Origin of the sequence: Parafrankia sp. EAN1pec, assembly GCF_000018005.1 — a bacterium.
Taxonomy (GTDB): Bacteria; Actinomycetota; Actinomycetes; order Frankiales; family Frankiaceae; genus Parafrankia; species Parafrankia soli.
In genome coordinates this window covers 298295-318071 of the sequence record NC_009921.1, presented here as the reverse complement: position 1 = coordinate 318071, position 19777 = coordinate 298295, and the positions used below count along the sequence as shown (strand labels likewise).

Genomic DNA, 19777 nt, shown 5'->3' with positions numbered 1-19777 from the left:
CCCGGGGCGGCGTTCTCCATTCGGGGGGCTCATCACGCGGCGGTCCCCTCCCCCGGCTCGACGCCCAGCAGGGCGAGCAACGGCCGCGTTGGCACCACATACCGTTCGCCGTGCTTCACCACGGGCACCGGGAACTGGCCAGCACGGGCAAGCTCGCGGGCCTTTGTCAGGCCCATGTCGAGCACCGATCCAGCCGTGGCCAGATCGGTTGTCACGGGCAGCGCGCGCAGCTGCGCGGCCGTCCAGCGACCGCGCTCCGGCGGAAGCTCCACCGCGCGCCGGGCCCGCAGTTCGGTCGACGCGATCACGCGGCGCTCTGTTCCGCGCTGATGCGCTCGACATAGGCAACCAGCGACGAGTGCGGGATCCGCCGGATTCCGTCGATCTTGACGCTGTCGATCTGGCCGCTCGCAAGGAGCCTGAAGAGCTTCGCCCGTGACATGTCGAGCTGTCGCGCAGCGCCTTCCGGTCGATAGAGCAGTCGCGTCGGGCCAGCGTCCGCATCCCGCGGCACGACCATGTCGGCCTCCAGTAGTCGAAGTATGGCTGACTTCGACCAGTCTTACACGATGCCGTCCCACATCGTCTAGGTGGGTCTCACTTCGTCGCTCAGGTGTGCCAAGATGCGTCCGTGGCACCCAGCGAAGGGCAACCAGGCAACGGCGGGTGGGTGCGGATCAACGATCCGCGGCTGCCCGGATGGCTCTATGTCCGGTTCGAGCCGGACGATCGCGGGCGGCTCCGTCCGCGAGACCTGTTCCTGGAGGGCGCCGACGAGCCGATCACCGCGCGGCATCTGCGCTCCGTCCCGCTGGAGGACGCCGAAGCATGGGCGAACGGGATGCGGGGGCAGGACTCGGTAGCGGGTCGCCTGCCGATCGTGGCGCCCGATCTCCGCGGCTACGCGGCCACTTTTGCCACCACCTACGGGAAGCCGGTCAGCGCGCCGACAAAGAAGGCTCCGCCGAGACCTCCAATCCCGGACGCGCCGACCGTCGAGCGCGCGCCCCTCCGGCGGCCGGAGGGACGCGCGCTCCCGGACGCCTTTCTCGAGGAGGTCGCCGGGGCCTATTCGGCGCTCGCCCAGAACGGCCAGAAGCCCGCGCCCGTCATCGCGGCCGAAGCCGAGGTGCCGGTCACGACCGTGCATCGATGGATCAAGGAAGCGCGCCGGCGTGGACTGCTCGCGCCAGCGAGACGGGGGGCCACGGGGTGAAGGTCAAGGCTGAGCGCCGGTGCGGCTGCCGGGACCCGCAGACCGGGCGGACCTACCCACGCGGGAAATGCCCGCAGCTTGAGCAGCGCACCCACGGCGCATGGGCGTACCGGTTCCGGGTCCCGAAGGAGCTGGTCCCCCTCGTCGGGAAGACGGAGATCAGCGACAGCGGGTTCGCCACGAAGAAGAAGGCCGAGGAGGGGGCCGAGGAGGCCATCGGGAAGGTCCGCGCGGGTCAGCAGGCGATCGGCGGACTCAGCGTCGGGGCCTACCTGGACGACTGGCTCACCCGGAAGCGGCGGCTACGCCCGACCGCGCGCCGCTCGTACGAGGGTCACATCCGGGTCCACCTGAAGCCCTATCTCGGCGCTCTGCCGCTCGTCGCGCTCCGGGCGCACCACATCGACCAGGCGTACCAGCAGATCCAGACCGCGAACGCCGGGAAGCCGCGGCCGACCGGCCCGGCCACCATCGCCAGGATCAACGCGACCCTGCGGAACGCGCTGAACGACGCTGTCGGGCAGCGCATGATCCCGTTCAACCCGGCGGGCGGCGTCGAGCTGCCGGAGTACTCCCAGCCGGAGGTCGACCCGTGGGGCGCCGAGGAGGTCGGCGCGTTCCTGGACCAGGCGGCGGGCGACCGGCTGTCCGCGCTCTGGGAACTGATCGCGCTGCACGGCCTGCGCCGCGGGGAGGCCTGCGGCGCCACCTGGACGGGCCTCGACGACGCCCGGTCGGTGCTGACCGTGACGCAGCAGATCACGGAGAACGGCGGCCAGTGTGGCGTCTGGGCACCGAAGACGCGATCCGGCCGGCGGGTGGTCGACCTCGACGCCACCACCCTCGGATCCCTGCTTGCGCAGAAGATCGCCCAGGACGCCGAGCGCGACACGGCCGGACCCGGGTGGAACAACGGCGCCCTACCCGACGAGCACGGTCGGCCCGTCCAGCTCGAGAACCTGATGTTCACCAGGCCCGACGGGCGGCACCTGACTCCGGTGTGGGTGTCGACGAGGATGCAGCAGATCGCCCGACAGGCCGGGCTGTGCGCCGCGGTGCGGGTCCCGGCGGCGGCGAAGACGTCGACGCTGGACGTCGGCACCCGGTACGCGGACCCGGTCGGTACCTGGACGCTGTACGTGGACCGTGAGCCGGTGTGCGACGTGACGGTCACCGCGGTGTCCGGGGTGCGCGGCGGCCGGGTCCGGCTGCACCTGGCCGAGCCGCTGCCGGTCGACGTCGAGGTCGGGGCCGAGCTCGGCCGGGACCTGCTCTCCCGTCGGCGGCTCCACGATCTGCGGCACTCCAGCGCGAGCATCCAGCTTGCCGAGGGGGTCGACCTGGCGCTCGTGTCCAAGCGGCTCGGTCACGCTACGACAGCGATCACGGGGACGCTGTACGTCCACCTGCTGCGTTCGGCCGGCCAGGGGGCGGCGGAGAAGGTGGCTGCCGCGGTGCCCCGGTCCGCACGGCGTGGGCACCCTGTGGGCACCGGCGCCGATTCCGGACCGGAGACGCAGTCCGCGACAGCGCCAGACGCCGGAAAGCGCCTGGTAGCGCGGAGGGCGTGGGATTCGAACCCACGAAGAGGATCACTCCCCTTAGCGGTTTTCAAGACCGCCGCCATCGGCCACTAGGCGAGCCCTCCTGACCTGCGGAGACTCTGCCAGGCTGTGTCCGGCTTGCCGGAGTTCGTCTGTCATGTGCCGCCGGGTACCTGACCAGGATCTCACAGCCCGCGGCCGTGGTGTCCGGGACATCACCCGACTGTCTCGGTCGGCAGACGAAAGGCCCCTGACCCCGGCTCGTCAGCCGCGGCGGAGGCGGCCCTCGAAGCCATCCCCGGCGAGTTGCTCGAAGAGCGCGCGGGCGCGGTCGTCCTCGGCGTCGAGATGATCGTCCATCGCCTCCTGGGCGTCCTGTGCGGTGAGGAAGCGCAGGCTGTCCAGCGCGCCGCAGGAGCAGGTGACCTGCCACTGGCCGTCGGCCTCCTGATCGGTCGTCGCGTCGGTGCAGCTGTCGTCGCCCAGCAGGAACATCGGCACGAAGCCGACGCCCGGTCGGCAGGCGCTCATCGAGATCTCGCCGCATCGCCTGTCCGAGGCCGAATGGCCATCCGCCGCCGCACGGGCGTCGGCTTCGGTCGGATGTTCGCCGTTGAGCTCACCACACCGGCAGTGCACCCACCACGGACCATCAGTGTCTTCGTGGTCCACCGTGTTCTCCTCCGTCGTCGGCCTCGCGCCACGCCCATCGTGCCGGTCGCCTCAGGTGGTCCGAGCAAGATCGGTTTGATTGTGTCCGGCCCGGCCGGGCACGCCAGGACTGTGACCAGTGCCCATGCACCGAACACCGCGGGGCGGCACGATCGCCACACCTCGTGGGCGGCCCAGAAGCCCACAGCGCGCGCCGCCCCCACGCCGCCCCCGTCCTCCGCGACGCCCGCCACACCCGCAGAGCCCGCGGCTGATCGGACGGTCCCGCAGGTCGACGACGCGACCTCTGCGGCGGCCGGCAAGCTCAGCGAGGCCCTCGAGTGGGTGGAGCGCGCTCGGGGCGCGCTGTACTCCTTCCACCAGCTCTCCGGCCGCGCCGATCTCATTCTCGGCGAGGCGCTGGACGCCCTGCGCGAGGCCGGGCACCCGCGGCTGGCGGCCGAGGTACGGCGGGAGCTGCACGGCCGCAACGTGCTGGACGGACGGTGGACGTTCCAGATCGTCGAGGAGTACGACGACCTGTACTACCGGCCGTTCGTCAGCACGGAGGAACGAGTGCGCGCCCTGCTCACCGACGGCCAGCGGCACGTCTACGAGGCTCGGATGAAGGCTCGCGAGCGTTCCGGGGCCGGCCGCGACCCCTGGGGCCCCGGCGCCTGATCGACCGGCTTGCGCGGGCGGTCCCGGCCGCCGTCGGACGTCTGGTCGAGCGCCGTGGCCGCGGCCGTCAGCCGGGGCTGCAGGTCGCGCAGGATGTCCAGGTAGGCGGCCCGGGAGGTCAGCGCGGCACCGGCGAGGATCTCGGGGCAGCGGTGCGCGCGGGCAGCCCTGTGGATCATGATCAGCCCGGCTGTGGCGGCCCGGCCGGAGCCGGCTTCGGGCTCGGGCGGCCGCCGCGCGGCGCCGAGGGCCGTGGCGTAGGCGGTGTACCAACGGCAGAGGTCCCGCATGTCCTCGATGAGGATGCCTTGGGCGACGGCGAAGCCGGTGGCCTCGGCGCGGCCGGCGCCGGTCGCGCGTGGGAGATCGGGCGTCAGATCGGGCGGCCAGGGGACGTCCCCGTTCCACAGGAGCTGCGCCGTCCGCCGGATACGCAGCGCGCCGGCGACGATCGTCATCAGCGCGTCGACGTCGAAGCGGCCCGGCGGCTGCTCGGCGAGGAACTGGCGTACGGCGTCGTCGAGGAGGCGGCCGGCCCGGATCGCCTCGCGGGCGGCCGGTGCCACGGCCGGATGCTCGGGGGCACCCGGCGCGTGCGGGACGACGAGATCGAGGAACGTCACCGCACTTCGGTAGGCGGATTCGGCGCGGGTCCGGATCACGGCGACCGCGCCGCGGGGCCACAGCAGGGCACCGACGACGATGCTCACCCCGAACCCGATCATGACGTCCTGGATCCGTACTATGCCCACCCGCCAGCCGGCGGGTTCGACGATGTTGAACAGCATGAGCACGGAGACCGTGAAGCCCGCCTGGCCCAGTACGAACCCCGACCTGCGGCGGGAGTAGCTCCCGAGCAGCACGGCGAGCGGGAGAACCGCCCACAGGACGGCGGTGTGGGTGCCGACGGCGACCACGAAAAGGCCACCCACGACGATGCCGACTCCGGTGCCGGCGAGCGCGCGTACCGCTGCGGAACCGGTGGCCATGGCGTTCGAGCGCAGGACGGACAAGGTCCCCAGCACGACCCAGAAGCCGTGCTGGAGCCCGGCGGCCTGGGCGATGATCACCGCCGTGGTGAGGCCGAGGGAGCCGCGCACGCTGTTGCGGAACCACACCGACCGCGGGCTGGCGTAGCCGGCGGCGAGATCGGTCGCGGCGGTTCCCCGTTCGCGCACCAGCCGGCGCGCGTGATGGAACGCGTCCACGGCGCGCCGGACGGGACTCGCCGGCGGGCGGGGCGGGAGGGGGCCGGTCACCCTCAGCACGTTCAGCGCCAGTTCCCTGGCCCCCCGGGCCAGCCGGCGCAGGCGGAACGCCTCGGCCGCGGCGAGGTCCGGTGGGCAGGCGGGCGCCGGCTCCCGCAGCTGCCGCAGCAACGCCGACCGCATCGCCCGCTCGGACCGTTCGAGTCGCGCGATCCCGAGCCGATCGTCCCCGACCCGCATCCCACCACCCCCGCCATCGGCCCTGGGCCTGGGCCTGGGCCTGGGCCGACCGTGGTCGGACGGTTCGATGCGGGTGGCCGCCGCGCGCAGCGTCGCCGTGACGGCGGCGTGCAGCTCGGCGGCCTCCGCGGGAAAGCAGGCGCGGGCGGTCCGGTCCCGCTCCGGCCACGGAAGGGCGAACGGCACCAGCCAGTTGACGTCCACCACCAGGTGGCCGAGCGCCGCCGCACGGCCACCGACCCCGGTCGGGCGGTGGGCCGTCGCGACGAACTGCCGCCGCAGCCGCCGCAGCGCCGGCCAGAGATCGGGCGCTGGACGCCGCGACACGTCGGCCGCCGGACCGCGCGACACCGCTGCCGGCGGGTCCGGTACCTGGGGCTGCCAGCTCACGGCCGTCGCGAGCGCGTGGCAGACGTCCGCCGTCTCCGCGCGCAGGCGGTCCGGCGGGCGGCGCGGCCAGAGCAGCATCGCGGCGGTGATCGAGGCGACCGAGGCCAGCCCCCAGCCGACCAGCCGTTCCGGTATCGCCGAGATCGGGCCGGGTGTCATCACAGGCAGCACGAAGGCGAGCAACGCGGATCGGCCGGCGACGGCGACCTTGGCGTTCAGCACGCCGGAGAACATCACAACGAAGGCCACAACCGCGGTCATCGACGCCGCCAGCCAGGGCGAGCGCGAGCCGAGCGTGCCGAGGACGACCATCCCGGCGCCGGTGGTGGCGAGCGTGAGGTAGGCGGTGAGCCGGGCCGGTCGGGGCCCGTCGAAGTCGACGAACTCGAGGAGCGCGTAGGCGCCGAACCAGGCGAACAGGCTCATCCGCACATCGCCGACAAGCGTGGAGACGAGGGCGAGCAGGGCGGGGGCGACGATCGCGACGCGAGCCGCCGAGGTGAGGCAGAAATGCCCGGGGTCGCTGTCGAATGCTCCGAACAGCCGCGGACGACCCGCTCCCCGCCACCACAGCTGTCGCATCAGAGTATCCGCTACCCACAGTAGCGGCGTGGGATGTGCGCCGGCCCTGCTTCAGACCACAAACTGCCTGTCTGAAGGTAGCAATCGGCACAATCTCGACCGAGCATCCCGAGCCCGGGCTCCAGAAGGACCGACTCCACGGCGCCCGACGCCACAGAGCCCGACCGGAACGACGTCCGGCCGGGCCCCGCAGCCCGGATCAGTCGACTTCCCCAGCGGGTCAGGCGTCCCGCCGCTTGGCGGCGGCGAGGCCGATCACCAGGAGGCCGAGGCAGACTGCGGCGAAGTAGATCAACGATCCCCAGGGCCCGAAGGGCAGGCCCTCGACCACCGGCGGCCCGTCGCTCGTCTCCGGCTGCCCCGCGACGATGAAGTTGTTCCCGACGATGAAGGGCAGCCAGTCCTGGATGTGGTCACCGATGCGCGGGATGACCGGCAGCAGGCTCTCCGCCAGGAACAGGTAGACGAGCATGACCACGATCGCGCCCGCGGTGTGCCGGATCAGCAGGCCGAGACCGATCGCGAAGATTGCCGCGAGAAGGTAGATCAGCCCGATCCCGAAGACGTTGCGGTACTCCTGGCTGGTGTTCAGGACCAGCGGGGCGTCCGGCTGGATCAGGCGCGCGATGCCCCAGGAGGCCACCGCGGTGATCTCGCCGACGATCCCGGCGAGGCCGGCGACGACGACCGTCTTCGCCAGCAGCGCCGGCGTCCGGCTGGGGACGGCGAGGAACGTCGACCTGATCGTCCCGAAGCGGTACTCAGTGGTGACGGCCAGCGCCGCCATCACCATCATCACGACGAGCCCGAAGTTGTATGCGAACTGCGTCACGCTCGGTGTCAGATCGGCGAGGTCACTCGGCTTGGTCGCGGCGCTGAAGACCGCGGTGAGGCCGACGGTGAGCGCGACCGCGAGGATCATGCACCACCAGGGCGAGCGGGTGGAGAAGAGCTTGATCCGCTCGACGGTGAGCAGCGTCATGGCTTGTTGACCCCCGTCCAGGCATCGGTACCAGGGCTGGTAGGCGCCGGTATCGACGGGCCGCCGGGGCCCGATGGTCCGGCGGGTGTCGCGCCCGGAGAGGTGGGAGCGGGCACCGCGCCGGGCTGCGGGCCGGGAACGCCGAGTGCGCCGGGTGCGCCGGCCGGCCCGGTGCCGACGAGCGGCCCGGTGGGGCCGACACCGCCCGCGTGATACTCGACGTCGCCGCCAGTCATCTGGATGAACGCCTGCTCCAGCGAGCCACGCGACTCGGAGAGCTCGTGCAGGACCAGCCCGACGGCGCCGGCCAGCTCGCCCACCTGCTCGGTGGAGCTGCCGCGAACCACCAGGGCGGCCGGGGTGTCGGTGGCGGCGGGTGTCTCCTGGACCGCCAGGCCCTGGCCGGTGAGGACGCCGTGCAGCCGCTCCATCTCGGGGCCGCGCACCCGCACCGAGGAGTCGGACGCCGAGTTGATGAACTCCTTGGTGCTCGTCTGCGCTATGAGTCGCCCGCGGCCGATGACGATGAGTTCCTGGGCGGTCAGCGCCATCTCGGAGAGGAGATGGCTGGACACGAACACCGTGCGGCCCTCATCGGCGAGCCGATGCATGAACTGGCGAATCCAGAGGATTCCCTCCGGGTCCAGGCCGTTCACCGGCTCGTCGAACAGCAGCACCCCGGGGTCACCGAGCAGCGCGACCGCGATCCCGAGGCGCTGGGCCATGCCGAGGGAGTAGCCTCCGGCCCGGCGCCCGGCCACCGCGGTGAGACCGACGATCTCCAGGACCTCGTCCACCCGCTTGGCGGGCAGCCGGTTGGAAGCGGCCATCCAGCGCAGGTGCGCGCGCGCCGAGCGGTTGGGGTGGACCCACTTCGCCTCGAGCAGCGCGCCGACCTCGCGCAGCGGCTCCTTGAGCTCCCGGTACCTGCGCCCGCCGATCAGGACCTTGCCGGCCGACGGGTGGTCGAGCCCGAGAATCATGCGCATCGTGGTCGACTTACCCGCGCCGTTGGGGCCCAGGAAGCCGGTCACCTTGCCGGGCTGCACCGTGAAGGTCAGGTCGTTGACGGCAACGGTACGACCGTAACGCTTGGTCAGCCCTCGTGCCTCGATCATCACCCTCCTTTCTGGATCATTCGTTATTCCTCTAGCTGATTCACCTCTGCCGTGGGGGAATCCACGGCCATCACTCACCGGATGGTGGCATCAGGGGCCGACACTTCCCGACCAGGCGAGCAAGCGGTAGACATGTGGCCTGTCGGTCTGGTGACAACCCGAAGCTTCCCCGCGGACAGTGAACAAGAACACGAGGCGCGGCAGCCATCGGGCTAACCCCCGGAAGCGGGGTCGAGACAGCCGCAGGCTTCGAGGAAACCGGAGGCCTCGGGCGGCGACGGCCTCGCGGGCCTCGGAGCCGGACCCGCGGACCCGCGGACCCCCGAGCCGGACCCGCGGGTCTCAGAGCCGGACCCGCCCGGCGAGAATCTCCTCGGCCAGCTCGGACACCCGTCGGCGGCTGCTACGCGCCGCGCGGCGCAGCCGTTCGAAGGCGGTGACGGCGTCCGTGTCCCAGACGGCCATCAGGTAGCCGACGGCCCGGTCGATGGGGACGCGGTAGTCGAGGGCGAACTGCAGCTGGCGGGCCAGCTTGGTGCTGCGGTCGGCGACCATACCGGCGAGCAGGATGCTCTCCAGCACCTGCCCGAACCGCTCGAGGGCCTCGCGCTCGGCGGAGGTCCACTCCCGGGGCGAGTCGTCGGCGACGTTCAACGTCCCGATCGGGCCGCCGCCCATCCGGATCGGCACGCCGAGGACCGCCCGCACCCCGCCGGCGAGCAGCCTGGGCCTGGCCTGCGGCCAGCGGGGCTCACCCGCGAGATCCGGGCTCACCACCAGCTCGTCCAGGACGAAGGACTCGACGCACGGGCCCTCGCCGAGCTCCTCCTGCACCTGTTCCAGCAGGCGCCCACTGCTGTTGCTCGCGGCGACGCTGCGCAGGGCCCGGTCGGCGTCGACGACGAGGATGCCGGCGCCGTCGAGCCCGAAGACGTCGGTGATCGCGCGCACGGCCTCGGACAGCAGCTCACCGAGCTCTACCCGCTCGGGGACGAGGTGGTGCAGCCGGGTCAGGCTGGTGTCCAGGCGCGCCTTGTCGATCTCCATGTGTTCTCCCGCGACTGGCCGGAGGTCGCGGAGGGGCACCGTCGGCACGACCGCCGACTACACCCGCTCCACTCGCTCGGACATGGTCAGCAGGGCGTTCCAGGCTTCGGCGACGTCAGGGTAGAGCGGAACTCCAGGCGACGTGAGCAGCTCCACCATACGGCGCAGCAGCGGCCCCGCTCCGCTGAGCGCGACGGCGACCGCGCGGCGCTCCCCGGCGCGCCACAGCCGGTGCAGCACAGTGAGTCCGCGGACGTCGGCGAACACCCGGGACACGTCGAGCACCAGCCCCACAGGTCCCACAGGCCCGGGAGAGTGCGTGCGCCGGGCGGCGACCGCGGTCAGCACGGCGTCGAGGGCGGCCCTGGCCGGCGCCTCGGTCGCCATGTCCAGGTCGCCGTCGAGCGCCGCCGTAGCACCCCACGGGTTCAGCCGTACCGTGATCTTCAGCGCCATGGGATCATCGAGAGCAACCAGGAAGCCCTCGGGGATCACCGGTCTGCGCGCCTGGACCGCTCGGCGGGGTCGGAGACGTCATCCGGGCCCGCGCCGGCCGACGCCGGATCGGGCTCCTGACCTGGCTCACGCCGCCGCCGGTGGCGAGGTCCCACGTCGACCTGGCGACGTATCCGGCCGTCGAGCGCGGCCTCCCGCTCGGCCTCCACGCTCGAGCTGATCATCCCGAGCATTCGGGAGCGCTCGCCGACGTCCATGCCGGTCATCAGGCTGTCCAGCAGGCCGCCGCTCTCGCTCAGAAAGCTCGCGGGCCCACTCGCGGGCCCGTCCGCCACGGCCGCCACGGGTGCGGACGGAGTCTGCGCGGGCCCCGCCGCGGACACCTCGCAGGAGGCGTCCGCGGCGGCTCGGGGACGAGGTGCGTCCTCGGATCCATCGGGTTTACCGGCCGGGGCGGGAGTCGCCGGAACTTCGGCGGGGGCAGAAGGCGTGGGACGCGCCGAGGCATCGGCCGGCCCAACCAGCGTTGGCGCCGCCGGTGTGCGGATTGCTCCCGTGCGGGCCGCTTCGTCGAGGGAAAAACGATCTGCGGGCATACGTCACACTCCGTGACAGGGCCGCAGACGCAGGGCAGCGCGAACTCGGTTCTGCGAAGGTACTACCTTCGCAGGCAAGCCCGCTAGTGGATCTTTTTGGTGGCCTCGGGGCCCCGAGGCCACCGCGAACCCGGCGGCCGCCTTTCCACCGCGGTCAGGGGCCGGTTCCGTGAGCCGCTCCGGCGCCCGCCCGCGGCCTCAGGTCGAGCCCCGCGGCCAGGTCACGCCACTGCTCCCGCGGCAGCTCCCGGCTGCCGGTGAGGATCTGCGCGCAGACGTGATCCGCGCCGGCCGCGCGGTGCTCGTCCAGCCGTGCCCGGATGGTGTCCATGTTGCCCCACGCCACGAGGGCGTCGACCAGGCGGTCGCTGCCGCCGCCGGCCAGGTCGGCGTCGGTGAAGCCGAGCCGCCGCAGGTTGTTCGTGTAGTTCGGCAGGTCCAGGTAGACCGCCAGCGCAGCCCGCCCGATCGCGCGGGCCCGGTCGGCGTCCACCTCCAGGATGATCTTCTGCTCGGGCGCGAGCAGTGCGCCGTCGCCGAGGATCTCCCGTGCCATCCGGGTGTGTTCCGGTGTGACGAGGAAGGGGTGCGCCCCGGCTGCCCGCTGCGCGGCCAGGCCGAGCATGCGCGGCCCGAGCGCCGCCAGCACCCGCACCGAGACGGGGATGCCCACCGCGTCGAGCGCGTCGAGGTAGGACAGGACGGCGCCGTAGGGGTGGTGGTAGCGGCGACCCGTCGTCGCCTCGACCCGCTTCGCGTGCCCGGTTCCCACCCCGAGCAGCAGGCGGCTGGGATGGGCCTTCTCCAACATGCCGTAGGTGTCGGCCAGCAGGTCGACCGGTTCGGTCCAGATGTTCAGGATCCCGGTGCCTACACACAGGTTCTCGGTGGACTCCAGCAGCGCCGCCGGTAGCTCCAGGTCCGCCGTCGCGCCACCCAGCCAGACCATCTCGTAGCCGAGCTCCTCGAGCTCCTGGGCGGTGTCGCGACGTTCGGCCGTGCCACGTGGCCACTGCCCGGCGGGCATCCAGAGCCCGGTCCTGGCGACATTCATGGTCACTCGTGATCCCTTCTCGCTGGTCACATCGTCGTCATCGACGTCGCGATCCGATCGGGTCCTCCTACCCGATGCCGCGGTCCTCCTCACGTCTCGACGTGGTCCTGATGGGTATGTCACCCCGGCGATTCGGGACGTCCGTCCCTTTTCTGTCCGAGCTGCCGGTCCGGGCCGTCCACTCTGTCCACCGCGGTCGCTGGTGTCGTCGCAGGTCGTCGATGTCTTTCATGTCGGTCAACGGCCGCCGGTGACACCAACGGCCGCGGATCCGCGGTGTCCGGTGACGGGTGTTCCGGCCGGAAGCCGGAATCCCGGAACTCAAGCGACCCCACCATCCGGCCATTCGGTGCGATGATTCATCCAGGCGATCGGCGGCTTTCGGGCCGGCCAAGGCCTGAACTCGGCGTTGCGCACTCGACCGGCCTTTACGTATTTGACTGGTATCGCGCACTTGACCGGTATTGCGTATCTGACCGGCTTTGCGTACTCGATGTTTCGGCAGAGCCGCCCCGGGATGACCGGGATGCCACCACGGCGGCGGTTCGAGCGGGGAGGGCCCTGAGCCGACCATAACCACGCGAGGGGACAATCGTCACGGCCGACGGGGACCGTGCGGCCCCCCGCGGGACGTCGTCCGGCCGAAACCGAAGCGAGTCATCCAGGTCGCGCCGCTCCCGCCCGGTGTCGACGGGCCCGCCCGGAAGTGGTGCTCACGCTGGCCCGATCGGGCCGTAGGCCGCCGTCTCCGGGCAGTGCCACGGTGCCCGCCCGGTGCCGTCCGCCGTCAACAGGCCGTCCACCGCCGGACGGGGCGGGCGGCGCGCGCCGGAGCCAGCCCAAAAAGCCTGTCCCACCAGGGATGCCGGTCTGGCGGGGCGGCCGGGTGGCGCGAGCGGGGGCCGCAGCTGTCCACAGCTCTCCACACACTTTCCACAAGTTATCCACAGGCTGTGGTGAAGTCATGGCCGGCACGCTCCCCGCCCCGCCCGCCCGCCCCGGCTGTGCCCGCTCAGACCGCTCCGAGCTCATACCGTGCCCGTACTCAGGCCGAGACCGGGAGGTCGGGGACGGCGGTCGTCTGCGACGCGGCCGCCTCGGGACGAAGGTCGTCGAGGGTCAGCGGATGCGCCGGCGGGCCGGCCACGGCGATGCTGGACGTCACCTTGAGGTCTGGGCCGACGTGCAGCAGTTCCCCGCTGGCCATCAGCCGCCACCGTGGGTCCTCGTCCATCCGCTCGCTCTCGACGACCACCGCGGGGCGGGTCGTCAGGTCGACCGAGCGGACCCGGATCTCGCTGAACGGGCTGGCGTGGTCCAGGTGACGGTTGTTACGCCCGCCTGGGGCCCGCTGGAGCACATGCAGACCATTCGTGTCGGGATACCGCAGCGCCCACAGATCGTCCCCGCTGGCCAGGATCATGTTGATCGAGTAGAGCGGCAGGTTCTCGGCGATCCAGTTCGCCGCGGCCGTGATGCCCGCCGCGACGTCGCCGTCCCGCGCCGCGATCTCGCGGGTGATCAGGGCGAAGTAGCGCTCCGAGTCGGTGTCGCCGAGCACGCCGGAGCCTGTCGTGCCAAGCTCCGCGTCGAGCTTGCCCAGCCCCTCGATGACCCCGTTGTGGGCGAAGATCCGACCATCCTGGACGAATGGGTGTGTGTTGCGGTCGTCGACCCGCCCGGTCGAGGCGTGCCGCACATGCGCGACGAACGTCGACGACGTGACCTGCTGCGCCTCGCGGGCGAACGCCGTGTCGGCGCGGGAGCGAATCGCCTGCCTGACCACCTCGGGCCGGCCTTCGTCGTCAAAGAAGCCGAAGCCCGCGCCGTCCGGGGGACGGCGGGTCTGGGCCCGCGGGCTGTCCGGCGCGTCCAGCAGCCAGAAGGTCGCCTGGATCCGCTCGCTGCCGCTGCTCATCGCGAACAGATGACACATATCAGACCTCCTCGCACCGCGACGGTCCCATCTCGGAAAGTGATGATCCACCACGCCCCAGACCGCGCATGTAGGGGAAGGTAGCTGACCGGTCAGGGTTCGTGGCGTCTTCGGGGCCATCCCCCTGATCCACGGGATCACGCCGGGCCTGGGAACGTGAGATGTGTCCACTTGTAGCCTCATGTGGCACTACCACTTTTCGGACAATCAACCAGATCAGCCGTAAAGCGTCCGACGAGAGTCCGGCCGATCGCGGACCGAATCTGTCCGCTGGCGACGGCAGACTCGGGACATGCTCGAGACCTCGGCCCGCCTGCTCCGGCTGCTCTCGCTGCTGCAGACCCACCGAGACTGGTCCGGGGCGGACCTGGCCGACCGGCTCGGGGTCACCGCCCGCACCGTCCGGCGGGACGTCGACAAGCTGCGCAGCCTCGGCTACCCGGTGCACGCCGCACCTGGCACGGCTGGCGGCTACCGCCTCGGCGCGGGCGCCCAGCTGCCGCCCCTGCTGCTCGACGACGACGAGGCCGTCGCCGTCGCCGTGAGCCTGCGCACCGCCGCCGGCGGCTCGGTCGAGGGCATCGCCGAGTCCGCCATCCGTGCGCTGACGAAGCTCGAGCAGGTCCTGCCGACCCGGCTTCGGCACCGGGTGTTGGCGCTGCACTCGGTCACCGTGTCCCTGCGTGGCACGAATCCCGCGGCCGTCGACCCGGACGTCCTGATGGCCGTGGCGACCGCCTGCCGCGAGAACCAGCAACTGCGGTTCGACTACCGCGACCACAACGGGATACCGACCGCGCGGATCACCGAACCGCACACCCTCGTCCACACCGGGTGGCGCTGGTACCTCATCGCCTGGGACGTCGGCCGTGGCGCCTGGCGCAACTTCCGCCTCGACCGCATCGCGCCGAAGACCCCGACCGGCCCGAGGTTCACCCCCCGGGACCCACCCGCGGACGACATCCAGGCGTACACGTCCTGGTCGGTCTCCACCGCCGGGTACCGGTACCAGGCCCGCGTGCGCTACCACGCACCCGCCGGGGTGATCGCCGCCTCGCTCAGCCCGACCTCCGCCGTGATCGAGGCGCTCGACGACGAGAGCTGCCTGGTCCGGACGGGTTCCAACTCGCTGGACGCACTCACGATCTACCTCAGCCTCGTCGACGCGGACTTCGACGTGCTCGAACCGCCCGAGCTCGTCGACCGCGTCCGCGAGCTTGCCGGCCGGCTCGCGCGAGCGGCACCGCCGCCACCACCCACCGGCTGAAAGCGGCTCAGGATGGCTGCCAGGGCGGCGCGACGCCCCAGCCCCAACGCGGAACCGGCGCGTGCGGCATGGGTGTGGCGCCGGGCGTGGAGTTCTCGACGGCGAGGCGGGTGCCCCATTCGACATAGCCCATGAACGCCGCCCGGAACTCGGGATCGCCCGGCAGCCCGACCTCGTCCGCCGCGTCGACGAGCAGGCTAACCCACCGTCGGCGCTGCGGCTCGGTGATGGCCCTGCCGACGTGGTGGGCGAGCATGTTCTCGTACCCGCCGCGTTTCTCGGTGTACTCGGCCGGGCCACCGAAAACCTCGCCGAGCCACATCGCCACGTGGTGGGCGTGCGCCGGATTCATGCCCGCGAACAGCGGCGCGAGAAGGTCGTCCTCGACGACGATCTCGTAGAAACGGGTAAGGAGCCGCTCGAAGGCCTCGGCGCCGCCGGCCCATTCGTAAAGGGTGGGCGGCTCGGGTGCTCCCCCGCCCCGCCCGGCGACCGCCGTGGGAGAATAGTGCTGCATCTCCTCGATGTGTTCGACGTACGACCCGATCTGCGCCAGGAACTCACGGAACTCCGCGCTCCGCCGGAAGCCGTCCAGATGGCCGGCGACCGAATCCCACTGAATGCGCAGGATGTACTGGACGTTCGTCTCGACGCAGCGGGTGAGCTCGAACGACAGGCAGTTCCGCGACCGCTCGAGCACCGCCGCGGCTCGCGAATACGCCTTCTCGAACTCGTCAGTGCTGTGTTCCGGTATCCGGTATCGGATGTACTCAACGATCACAGCCGGATCACCTTTTCACCTCCGGCGACTGGGGAGAACCCGAAACTATCAGCGGGAAACCTGGCATAGGCGATCCGCATGGTACGCACAAAAAAGTGCGTACCATGCGGGCACGGCGTCCCGCGAGGAGTGGTGAGGAGTGGTGACGATGTCCCCGGACACGCCCCAGCCCCCGAGCACGGCGCGGCCCGGCCGCAGCTATCACTGCCACGTCGAGGTCACGGTCGACGTCATCGGCGGGAAGTGGACGCCGGTCGTCCTCGCCCATCTGAAGGAACACGACCGGCTACGGTTCGCACAGCTGCGCCGGCTCATCCCCGACATCACCGAGAAGATGCTGGCGCAGCGGCTGCGGGAGCTCGAGGCGATCCGGATCGTCGACCGGATACCCGTCAGCACGGCACCGCCGCACGTCGAGTACGCACTGACGGCGCAGGGCCGGTCCCTCGGCCCGGTGCTGCAGGCGATGTGGGAGTGGGGCCGGGACTGGGCGGCCACGAACCGGCTCGCCGTCGATCCGGTCCAGTTCCGCCGCTGACCCGCCCGCTGGCATATTCGGGCCCATGTCCGCGCAGGCGACACCACCCGCGACGGCCCGCACGCCGGCCGCGGCGGCCCGCACGCCCTGGGCTCCCGACAGGAGCGCCCTTCGCGGGCGCGTGGCCGTCGTCGCCGGCGCCACCCGCGGCGCGGGTCGCGGGATCGCGGCGGCGCTCGGTGAGGCCGGCGCCACCGTCATCTGCACCGGCCGCAGCAGCAGGACGGGCGTCCTGCGCTCCGACTACGACCGCGCCGAGACGATCGAGGAGACCGCGGAGCTCGTCACCAAGCTCGGTGGTGCCGGCATCGCCGTCCCCGTCGACCATCTGGACCCGGAGCAGGTGCGACGACTGGCCGACCGCGTCCGCGCCGAGCACGGGCACCTCGACGTGCTCGTCAACGACATCTGGGGCGGCGAGGTCCTCAAGGGCGGGCCGAGCGAGTGGGACACGCCGGTCTGGGAGCACGACCTCGACCGCGGGATGCGCATCCTGCGGCTCGCCGTGGACACCCACCTGATCACCTCCCACCACCTGCTCCCGCTGCTGATCGACCGCCCAGGCGGGCTGGTCGTCGAGGTGACCGACGGGACGACGGACTACAACGCGGCCAACTACCGGATCTCCGTGTACTACGACCTCGCCAAGGTCGCCGTGAACCGGCTCGCCTTCTCACAGGGCCACGAGATCGCCTCGCACGGCGGGACCGCCGTCGCCGTCACGCCCGGCTGGCTGCGCTCGGAGATGATGCTCGAGGCGTTCGGCGTCACCGAGGAGACCTGGCGCGACGCCCTCACCCCGCCCGACAGCGCCTCGCCCAGCGGTGCTCCGCCCAGCGGTGCTCCGCCGGACTTCGCGTTCTCCGAGTCGCCGCGTTATGTCGGGCGCGCCGTCGCCGCGCTGGCCGCCGATCCGGGACGGGCCCGCTGGAACCAGCGCTCGGTGACCTCCGGCCGGCTCGCGGCCGAGTACGGCTTCACCGACGTCGACGGGTCACAACCGGACATCTGGCCGCGCCTGGAACGTCCGGCGGAGGCCCCGGCGCCGGCGGCCGGTCAGGAGCCGCACCCGCGCCGGTAGCGCGTCCCGGGGCTCCACCCTCCGCCGGCCGCCCGCTGACCGGCCAATATGATGAAGATCGGCATTTTCTGATGATCTCGACCGGTTTCTACAGTCTCGACTGGTTCTGACGATCTTCATACGGTTTCGGCGATCTCAGCCGGTATACCGGAACCGAAGCGGGCCGGCATCCGGAGGGCACGATGCGCAGCACGCCACCGAGGACGGCGGGAAGCGACCCGCACCCGCCGCCATCCGGTGGCCACGCACCGCAACCCGCGTCCTTCCCGCCCGAGACGCCGACACGCGGGACGTCGGCGGCGGGCGGAACGTTCACCCGTGCCTGGGACGCCGTCTTCACCCCGCTCACCGCGCACGACCCGGACGAGATCAGCGGCTACCCGCTGCGGGCCCGGATCGGCGAGGGCGGCATGGGCGCCGTGTACCTCTCGCACACCCCCGGCGGACGTCCGCTCGCGGTCAAGGTGGTCCGCCCGGAGTTCGCCGCCGACCCCGACTTCCGCGCCCGGTTCACGAAAGAGGTCGCGATCGCGCAGCGGGTGCAGGGCCCCTACACGGTTCCTGTCATCGACGCCGATCCCGACGCGGTGCGCCCGTGGATCGCCACGGCCTACGTCCCCGCGCCGTCGCTCGCGATAGCCGTAGCACGGACGGGTGCGCTGCCCGCCACGACCGTCCTGATGCTGATCGCGGGTGTCGCGGAGGCCCTGCAGTCCATTCACCGGGTCGGGGTGATCCACCGCGACCTGAAACCAGGAAACGTCATTCTCGCGGCGGACGGCCCGCGCGTCATCGACTTCGGTGTCGCGCGCGCCCTCGACGCCGCGACGGCCGCGATGACACAGACCGGAGCGCGCCTCGGAACACCCGCCTTCATGGCTCCCGAACAGGTCCGCGGGGCGCAGCTCGACCGATCCGGTGACATTTTCGCCCTCGGTGCCACCGCCTACTACGCCATGACCGGCCGGCCGCCGTTCGGCGTCGACGCCGCCGTCTTCCACCGCATCGAGCACCAGCAGCCCGACTGGGACGACTGCCCGCCGCAGGTGCGCGACGTTCTGGCCCGCTGCCTGGAGAAGGACCCCGCGCGCCGGCCGACCCCCACCGAGCTGATCGAGCTCTGCCGACTGATCACCCCGATCGGCCAGCTGACCTCGGACGAACAGTTGACCACCGGCGCGGGGTGGCTGCCCCCCACCGTCGCCGCCGAGGTGACCCGCTACCACCTCGCCCCGCTGCCCACTCCACCCCCGACTCCCGCTCCGTCCCCGGCCTTCGCCGAACCGCCCACCGCCGCCCCCGCAGGGGCCGGCGGCGTCGCGGCGGGTGGGGCACCGCGCCGGTCCGGCCACGGCCGCCGTCCCTGGCTGGTCGGCGCGATCGGCGCGGTCGCGTTCGTCGTGGTCTGCGCGCTCGCCGCCGTGCTGCTCACCCGCTCCGACGAGCCGTCGCCCTCCGCGCCCATGGTCGCCTCGGCCGTGAACGGGCCCACGGCGGACCCCGCCAGGCCGCCCTCCGATCCGAAGGCGGGCGTCCCCGGTCCGGTGGCCCCCGGGCCGGGCCTGCCCGTTCCCGGCGCCCCACCGGGTGGGCTGGGAGCCGGCGCGCCCGGTTCACCGCCCGCGGGCGCGGGCGGCCCCACGGCTCCCCTCACCCCACCGCCGGCCGCCACCATGCCGGGAGCGACCGCGCCACAGGCACCGGCCCCCACCCCGAAACCGGCACCGTCCAGCACGGCCGTGAGCGGATGCCCCGGCAGCCCGGACCACGGCTACAACGGCGACGGGTACGGCGTGCTGACCGAGGCCACCTCGCTGCGCAGCGGGCCGTACGCGGCGTGCGGCGCGGTCGCGAGCCTGGCCCAGGGCAAGAAGGTCTGGCTGCACTGCAGCGTCGTCAACGGCCACAACAACCTGTGGTGGTGGGCCCGCCTGGACGGCTCCACCACCGCCGGCTGGATCTACGACGGAAGCCTCAAGCTCAGCTACGTCGACGACAACGACGACGGCAGGACGCGGATCTACAGCTGCGACGGCACGTACGTCAACCGCTGACACCACTCGCCACTCCGCACAGCACCGCGCACTGTCCGCCGGCAGGCGAATCGCTGTTCACGGTGCACATCCAGGTGATCGTCCCTGTCCCCCAGGAGATTCCGCCTGTTTCACGTCAACCTGACCGGACGTGCCGGCATCTATCCGAATGCGGCAACCACCCGCACGCGCCGGAGGGGGCACCTGGCCGCACTGACGCTCCTGGTCGCCGCGGTCGAGGGCGGCGCGGACCTGGCTGGCGCCCTCGCCCAGGCGACGCAGAACTTCCCCCAGGCCACCCAGACCGCCGCTGTGACCACGAGTGACATCGTCTTCACCGACCCGCGGCACGCGGCACTTCGTTTCCACATCACCT

At 71.9% G+C, this 19777-nt stretch carries 20 protein-coding genes, 1 tRNA gene and 1 pseudogene; 7 read left to right on the top strand and 15 right to left on the bottom strand.

Translation table 11 applies throughout. From position 1 onward, the window contains the following. Positions 1 to 32: 32 nt before the first annotated feature. Positions 33 to 308: a hypothetical protein gene (locus tag FRANEAN1_RS01245; protein WP_347176933.1), complete on the bottom strand. Its 276-nt coding sequence runs from the start codon at positions 306 to 308 to the stop codon at positions 33 to 35. Further along, positions 305 to 520: a helix-turn-helix domain-containing protein gene (locus FRANEAN1_RS01240; protein WP_012157705.1), complete on the bottom strand. Its 216-nt coding sequence runs from the start codon at positions 518 to 520 to the stop codon at positions 305 to 307. The genes FRANEAN1_RS01245 and FRANEAN1_RS01240 overlap by 4 nt, the downstream gene beginning before the upstream one ends. Positions 521 to 631: 111 nt before the next feature. On the opposite strand from FRANEAN1_RS01240, the gene FRANEAN1_RS01235 reads away from it, so the two are divergent. Next, a complete protein-coding gene (locus tag FRANEAN1_RS01235) occupies positions 632 to 1216 on the top strand; it encodes a hypothetical protein (protein WP_157472240.1) in 585 nt (194 codons plus the stop codon). Continuing rightward, a pseudogene (locus FRANEAN1_RS42870) lies at positions 1153 to 1575 on the top strand (hypothetical protein); the annotation flags it as partial. The gene FRANEAN1_RS01235 and the pseudogene FRANEAN1_RS42870, both read left to right, overlap by 64 nt. Here FRANEAN1_RS42870 and FRANEAN1_RS42865 read toward each other — a convergent pair. The 4 genes from FRANEAN1_RS42865 to FRANEAN1_RS01215 form a co-directional block, all read right to left on the bottom strand. Then, positions 1575 to 2057: a hypothetical protein gene (locus FRANEAN1_RS42865; RefSeq protein WP_347176932.1), complete on the bottom strand. Its 483-nt coding sequence runs from the start codon at positions 2055 to 2057 to the stop codon at positions 1575 to 1577. The pseudogene FRANEAN1_RS42870 and the gene FRANEAN1_RS42865 overlap by 1 nt on opposite strands. A 79-nt stretch (positions 2058 to 2136) precedes the next feature. Continuing rightward, positions 2137 to 2586 carry a hypothetical protein gene (locus tag FRANEAN1_RS42860; RefSeq protein WP_041253556.1) on the bottom strand — a complete coding sequence of 150 codons (450 nt, stop codon included), beginning with the start codon at positions 2584 to 2586 and terminating at the stop codon, positions 2137 to 2139. Between the two features lie 189 nt (positions 2587 to 2775). Beyond that, positions 2776 to 2864 (bottom strand) — tRNA-Ser (locus FRANEAN1_RS01220). Between the two features lie 160 nt (positions 2865 to 3024). Further along, complete coding sequence (locus FRANEAN1_RS01215; protein WP_198145441.1) at positions 3025 to 3432, bottom strand: hypothetical protein; 408 nt, start codon at positions 3430 to 3432, stop codon at positions 3025 to 3027. A 111-nt stretch (positions 3433 to 3543) separates the two neighbouring features. Between FRANEAN1_RS01215 and FRANEAN1_RS42855 the strand changes: the two genes are divergently transcribed. Then, complete coding sequence (locus FRANEAN1_RS42855; protein WP_347176931.1) at positions 3544 to 4092, top strand: hypothetical protein; 549 nt, start codon at positions 3544 to 3546, stop codon at positions 4090 to 4092. Here the strand turns inward: FRANEAN1_RS42855 and FRANEAN1_RS01205 are convergent. From FRANEAN1_RS01205 to FRANEAN1_RS01170, 8 genes are all read right to left on the bottom strand, one after another. After that, a complete protein-coding gene (locus FRANEAN1_RS01205; RefSeq protein ID WP_012157702.1) occupies positions 4023 to 6512 on the bottom strand; it encodes an FUSC family protein in 2490 nt (829 codons plus the stop codon). The two genes, FRANEAN1_RS42855 and FRANEAN1_RS01205, sit on opposite strands and share 70 nt — an antisense overlap. 220 nt (positions 6513 to 6732) lie before the next feature. After that, positions 6733 to 7494: an ABC transporter permease gene (locus tag FRANEAN1_RS01200; protein WP_012157701.1), complete on the bottom strand. Its 762-nt coding sequence runs from the start codon at positions 7492 to 7494 to the stop codon at positions 6733 to 6735. Next, complete coding sequence (locus FRANEAN1_RS01195; RefSeq protein WP_012157700.1) at positions 7491 to 8612, bottom strand: ABC transporter ATP-binding protein; 1122 nt, start codon at positions 8610 to 8612, stop codon at positions 7491 to 7493. The genes FRANEAN1_RS01200 and FRANEAN1_RS01195 overlap by 4 nt, the downstream gene beginning before the upstream one ends. A 342-nt stretch (positions 8613 to 8954) precedes the next feature. Beyond that, positions 8955 to 9659 carry a GAF domain-containing protein gene (locus FRANEAN1_RS01190; RefSeq protein ID WP_012157699.1) on the bottom strand — a complete coding sequence of 235 codons (705 nt, stop codon included), beginning with the start codon at positions 9657 to 9659 and terminating at the stop codon, positions 8955 to 8957. A gap of 57 nt (positions 9660 to 9716) precedes the next feature. Next, positions 9717 to 10115, bottom strand: a complete 399-nt coding sequence (locus FRANEAN1_RS01185; RefSeq protein WP_347176930.1) for an anti-sigma-factor — start codon at positions 10113 to 10115, stop codon at positions 9717 to 9719. A gap of 35 nt (positions 10116 to 10150) precedes the next feature. Further along, positions 10151 to 10498: a hypothetical protein gene (locus tag FRANEAN1_RS01180; protein WP_041253552.1), complete on the bottom strand. Its 348-nt coding sequence runs from the start codon at positions 10496 to 10498 to the stop codon at positions 10151 to 10153. Between the two features lie 367 nt (positions 10499 to 10865). Further along, positions 10866 to 11771, bottom strand: coding sequence for an LLM class F420-dependent oxidoreductase (locus tag FRANEAN1_RS01175; protein ID WP_041253550.1), 906 nt, complete (start codon positions 11769 to 11771; stop codon positions 10866 to 10868). Between the two features lie 1039 nt (positions 11772 to 12810). Then, entirely contained in the window at positions 12811 to 13701 is an 891-nt protein-coding gene (locus FRANEAN1_RS01170) for a class II glutamine amidotransferase (protein WP_012157694.1), read from the bottom strand. Positions 13702 to 13993: 292 nt separating this feature from the next. On the opposite strand from FRANEAN1_RS01170, the gene FRANEAN1_RS01165 reads away from it, so the two are divergent. After that, a complete protein-coding gene (locus tag FRANEAN1_RS01165) occupies positions 13994 to 14968 on the top strand; it encodes a YafY family protein (RefSeq protein ID WP_012157693.1) in 975 nt (324 codons plus the stop codon). Positions 14969 to 14975: 7 nt separating this feature from the next. Here the strand turns inward: FRANEAN1_RS01165 and FRANEAN1_RS01160 are convergent, their stop codons facing one another. Further along, positions 14976 to 15749 carry an antibiotic biosynthesis monooxygenase gene (locus FRANEAN1_RS01160; RefSeq protein ID WP_012157692.1) on the bottom strand — a complete coding sequence of 258 codons (774 nt, stop codon included), beginning with the start codon at positions 15747 to 15749 and terminating at the stop codon, positions 14976 to 14978. A gap of 148 nt (positions 15750 to 15897) precedes the next feature. Between FRANEAN1_RS01160 and FRANEAN1_RS01155 the strand changes: the two genes are divergently transcribed. From FRANEAN1_RS01155 to FRANEAN1_RS01145, 3 genes are all read left to right on the top strand, one after another. Further along, entirely contained in the window at positions 15898 to 16287 is a 390-nt protein-coding gene (locus FRANEAN1_RS01155) for a helix-turn-helix domain-containing protein (RefSeq protein WP_012157691.1), read from the top strand. A 25-nt stretch (positions 16288 to 16312) separates the two neighbouring features. Next, positions 16313 to 17368, top strand: a complete 1056-nt coding sequence (locus FRANEAN1_RS01150) for an SDR family oxidoreductase (protein ID WP_012157690.1) — start codon at positions 16313 to 16315, stop codon at positions 17366 to 17368. Between the two features lie 182 nt (positions 17369 to 17550). After that, the gene (locus tag FRANEAN1_RS01145) at positions 17551 to 19422 is read left to right on the top strand and encodes a serine/threonine-protein kinase (RefSeq protein ID WP_012157689.1); all 1872 of its coding nucleotides are present in this window, start codon (positions 17551 to 17553) and stop codon (positions 19420 to 19422) included. The last annotated feature ends 355 nt before the right edge of the window (positions 19423 to 19777 follow it).